This window comes from Faecalicatena contorta, from assembly GCF_021531995.1.
Lineage (GTDB): Bacteria > Bacillota > Clostridia > Lachnospirales > Lachnospiraceae > Dorea_A > Dorea_A contorta_A.
Genome location: NZ_JAFBIZ010000165.1, coordinates 1 through 4,070, shown reverse-complemented (window position 1 = coordinate 4,070; position 4,070 = coordinate 1). Strand labels below are relative to the sequence as shown.

General features: G+C 48.8%; 6 protein-coding genes. All 6 read left to right on the top strand.

Annotation, left to right across the window (positions count from 1 at the left end):
- Nucleotides 1-156: 156 nt before the first annotated feature.
- On the top strand, nt 157-339 hold the full coding sequence (locus JQM82_RS14550) for a hypothetical protein (protein ID WP_235251119.1): 183 nt from the start codon (nt 157-159) through the stop codon (nt 337-339).
- Between the two features lie 161 nt (nt 340-500).
- On the top strand, nt 501-1,247 hold the full coding sequence (locus tag JQM82_RS14545; RefSeq protein ID WP_235251118.1) for an SDR family NAD(P)-dependent oxidoreductase: 747 nt from the start codon (nt 501-503) through the stop codon (nt 1,245-1,247).
- A gap of 16 nt (nt 1,248-1,263) precedes the next feature.
- On the top strand, nt 1,264-1,545 hold the full coding sequence (locus tag JQM82_RS14540) for a rhodanese-like domain-containing protein (RefSeq protein ID WP_328284226.1): 282 nt from the start codon (nt 1,264-1,266) through the stop codon (nt 1,543-1,545).
- A gap of 71 nt (nt 1,546-1,616) precedes the next feature.
- Nucleotides 1,617-1,922 carry a thioredoxin gene (trxA, locus tag JQM82_RS14535; RefSeq protein ID WP_118718022.1) on the top strand — a complete coding sequence of 102 codons (306 nt, stop codon included), beginning with the start codon at nt 1,617-1,619 and terminating at the stop codon, nt 1,920-1,922.
- A gap of 12 nt (nt 1,923-1,934) precedes the next feature.
- A complete protein-coding gene (locus JQM82_RS14530; RefSeq protein WP_154433133.1) occupies nt 1,935-2,255 on the top strand; it encodes a rhodanese-like domain-containing protein in 321 nt (106 codons plus the stop codon).
- Between the two features lies 1 nt (nt 2,256).
- Nucleotides 2,257-3,948, top strand: a complete 1,692-nt coding sequence (locus JQM82_RS14525; protein ID WP_235251117.1) for an FAD-dependent oxidoreductase — start codon at nt 2,257-2,259, stop codon at nt 3,946-3,948.
- The last annotated feature ends 122 nt before the right edge of the window (nt 3,949-4,070 follow it).

Here is a 4,070-nt window from a genome sequence, read left to right as displayed (position 1 = left end):
CTAACTTAACTGCCTGTACTTTGTATTCATGGTCATATTTACGTGCCATTTTGAGTACCTCCTTATTCTCTTGATTTTATCATGAAATCCTTGAGAATAAGATGTCAACTTTTTTTATACCACACCACCCTGGGAGTGCTTTTCCCGGTTGACAGTATGGACAGCTGTGAGGAAATGATGATACAGGACTGGCCGGACGCTCTTTACAAGAAAGATGACACGGCATTTCTCTGTTGGACTTATTCTCCGGAAGTCACTTATGTTCTGGAATACACTCCAAGCAAAATTGATGATTCCGAAATCATCAAGATGGCTGAAAGTGCAGAACCTGTAAAATAAAAACCACAGTCTACACTTCAAATCGGAGCGTGACTGTGACTTTTTATTTATGCACGGGCATGATTTTTCTATCATTCCTTCTTGGAAAAATGTGATTTTATCACGGAGAGCGCCTCCGAAACAGGTTATACTACAAATACAAAACACAAGGAGGTATTCTTATGAGACTGAAAGATAAAGTTGCAATCATCACCGGAGGCAGCCGTGGCATTGGCTACGCTACCGCAGACAAATTTTTGAAGGAAGGTGCTACGGTAATCCTGACCGCAAGCTCACAAGGTTCTGCTGACAAAGCGGTTGCGCAGCTGAAAGAAAAGTACCCTGATGCAACAGTTGCGGGAATCAGTCCTAACCTGTCCAATTTGGAATCTGTCCGCAATGCGTTCCGAGAAGCTGCCTCAAAATACGGTTGCATTGATATTCTGGTGAACAATGCCGGTATATCCGAAAGCACTCCCTTTACCGAGTATACGGAGGAAACCTTTGATAAGGTTATGGATCTGAATGTAAAAGGCGTGTTCAATGCTACAAGAGCCGCCAGTGAGTGCATGATTGCAAAAGGTCAAGGTGTTATTCTCTCCACCTCCTCAATGGTCAGCATTTACGGCCAGCCCAGTGGCTTTGCTTATCCCGCATCCAAATTTGCTGTCAATGGCCTGACGGTTTCCCTTGCCCGAGAATTGGGTCCGAAAGGTATTCGAGTGAATGCAGTCGCTCCCGGTATTACCCTGACCGATATGATGAAGGCTGTTCCCAAGGAAGTAATTGATCCGCTCATCAAGCAGATCCCTCTGCGCCGCCTGGGTCAGCCGGAGGATATTGCCAATGCATTTGTGTTCCTGGCATCTGACGAAGCATCCTATATCACGGGCGTTGTGCTCAGTGTAGACGGAATGGCAAGAACATAAAAAGGAAGCTATTACGATGATGGAGGAGGAAACCGGATACATCATCCTCGATGTTCGTACTGCTCAGGAATATAGCGAAAAGCATATTCCCGGTGCCATCAATATTGCCAACGAATCCATTGGCACAGAGGATATCTCTGAACTGCCGGATAAAGATCAGCTGATTCTGGTATACTGCCGCAGCGGTAATCGGAGTAAGCAGGCATCTGAAAAACTGGTGAAACTGGGCTACATCAATATCATTGAGATTGGCGGAATTAATAGTTGGCCCGGTGAAACAGTCACCGGCGATAAGTGATAAAATCACAGAACAAGGAACGACTACTGGATATAATAAAGCCATAAAAAAGAAAACAGGAGGACTTAAATATGTCTGCTATCAGTGTTAATAAAAACAATTTCAATCAAGAGGTTTTGAACTCGGACAAGCCCGTCCTGATGGATTTCTGGGCTCCCTGGTGTGGTCCTTGCCGCATGGTAGTTCCTCTGGTAGAGGAGATTGCCAAGGAGCGCTCCGATATCAAGGTTGTTAAAATTAATGTGGATGAGGAACAGGAACTGGCTATGCAGTTCGGTGTGATGAGCATACCCACTCTGGTGGTTATGAAGAACGGAAAGATTGTCAATCAAGTCACCGGTGCCAGACCTAAGGCTCAGATTCTCGCCATGCTGTAAGGAGGTGCAAAGATGAGATTCTTCGATTTCCTGAAAGGCCCTGACATCAATCAGGGTGTCAAAGAATATAGCACTACGGATGGCGCAGTCCTGCTGGATGTTCGCACCCCCGACGAATACCGGCAGGGGCATATCCCCGGCAGTAAAAATGTTCCTTTGCAGTCCATTGACAAAGTGGCTGGCATGATTGACAATAAAGCTACCCCCATCTTTGTACACTGTCTCAGTGGTGCAAGAAGCCGCCAGGCAGCTGCTGTTTTGCAGCAGCTGGGTTATACCAACGTGAAAAACATAGGCGGAATTTCCGCTTATGCAGGAAAGGTGGAACGATAATATGAAAGTTGTAATTGTAGGCGGTGTGGCAGGCGGTGCTACCGCTGCCGCCCGTATTCGCAGACTGAATGAGCAGGCAGAAATCGTAGTTTTTGAGCGCTCGGGGTATATCTCCTATGCCAACTGTGGTCTGCCATACTATATCGGTGATGTGATTACCGATCGGTCGGATCTGACCCTCCAGACCCCGGAAAGCTTCTTCTCCCGGTTCCATGTAAACATGAAGGTGCGTCATGAGGTCACGGCTATCCATCCCGAAAAAAAAGAAGTTACCGTGAAAAATCTGGAAACCGGTGAGGAGTTCGAGGAGAGCTATGACAAGCTGATTCTCTCTCCCGGAGCCAAGCCTACCCAGCCCCGGCTTCCCGGTGTAGGTCTTGATAAGCTGTTTACCCTGCGCACTGTTGAAGATACCTTCTGCATCAAGGATTACATCAATGCAAACCATCCCAAATCCGCTGTACTGGCAGGTGGTGGCTTCATCGGATTGGAGCTGGCAGAAAACCTGCGAGAGCTGGGGATGGATGTCACCATTGTCCAGCGTCCAAAACAGCTTATGAATCCCTTTGATGCCGATATGGCTTCTTTCATCCATAATGAAATGCGCAAGCACGGTGTAAAGCTGGCACTTGGTCATACCGTAGAAGGGTTTGAGGAAAGGGACGGCGGCGTGGATGTGCTGCTGAAAGACGAACAGCCTCTCCATGCGGATATGGTAATCCTGGCCATTGGTGTTTCTCCCGAAACCACCCTTGCAAAGGATGCCGGGTTGGAACTGGGCATTAAAGGAAGTATTGTGGTCAATGACCGAATGGAAACCTCCATTTCCGACATCTATGCCGTGGGCGATGCGGTGCAGGTGAAGCACTTCGTCACCGGGCAGGATGCTCTGATCTCTTTGGCTGGCCCTGCCAATAAACAGGGACGAATCGCTGCGGACAACATCTGTGGCGGAGACAGCCATTATACCGGCTCCCAAGGCAGCAGTGTCATCAAGATCTTCGGCATGACTGCCGCTACTACCGGCGTAAATGAGACCAACGCCAGAAAAACAGGGCTGGATGTTGATACGGTTATCCTGTCACCCATGAGCCATGCAGGTTACTACCCCGGCGGGAAAGTCATGACAATGAAGGTGGTCTTTGAAAAGGCGACTTATCGCCTGCTGGGTGCGCAGATCGTAGGCTATGAAGGTGTGGATAAGCGCATTGATGTGCTGGCCACCGCTATCCGGGCAGGAATAAAAGCCACGGAACTGAAGGATCTGGATCTGGCCTACGCACCGCCTTATTCCTCTGCGAAAGACCCGGTAAATATGGCTGGCTTTATGGTTGAGAATATCGCAAACGGTGTTCTGAAACAATGGCATCTGGAAGATGCAGATCGTCTTCCTCGTGACGGAAGCGTAACTCTGTTGGACACCCGCACTGTGGAAGAATTCGCACACGGACACATTGACGGCTTCTTTAACATCCCGGTGGACGAGCTGCGGGAGCGGCTGGGTGAGCTGGACAAGCGTAAGCCTGTCTACGTCATCTGTCAGAGCGGTCTGCGCAGCTACATTGCCTGTCGTATCCTGGCCGGAAACGGCTTTGACTGCTATAACTTCTCCGGCGGCTTCCGGTTCTATGATGCTGTGACCAATGATCGCTGTCTCATTGAATCGGCTACGGCCTGCGGAATGGATCGGTAGAGTAGGTTAGAGGGCTTTGCCCTCTCTCCCCTCATCAAACCGTGCATGAGGTTCTCCCTCACACGGCTTTCCGACATTCTTCTTTCTACAGCATTACGTCATGCCGTAGCCATTCTTTTTAA

Bases quoted from the DNA above. Each gene is read 5' to 3' on its own strand.
- trxA (WP_118718022.1), top strand. From the start codon at position 1,617: ATGTCTGCTATCAGTGTTAATAAAAACAATTTCAATCAAGAGGTTTTG.
- JQM82_RS14530 (WP_154433133.1), top strand. From the start codon at position 1,935: ATGAGATTCTTCGATTTCCTGAAAGGCCCTGACATCAATCAGGGTGTC.
- JQM82_RS14540 (WP_328284226.1), top strand. From the start codon at position 1,264: ATGATGGAGGAGGAAACCGGATACATCATCCTCGATGTTCGTACTGCT.
- JQM82_RS14545 (WP_235251118.1), top strand. From the start codon at position 501: ATGAGACTGAAAGATAAAGTTGCAATCATCACCGGAGGCAGCCGTGGC.
- JQM82_RS14525 (WP_235251117.1), top strand. From the start codon at position 2,257: ATGAAAGTTGTAATTGTAGGCGGTGTGGCAGGCGGTGCTACCGCTGCC.
- JQM82_RS14550 (WP_235251119.1), top strand. From the start codon at position 157: ATGGACAGCTGTGAGGAAATGATGATACAGGACTGGCCGGACGCTCTT.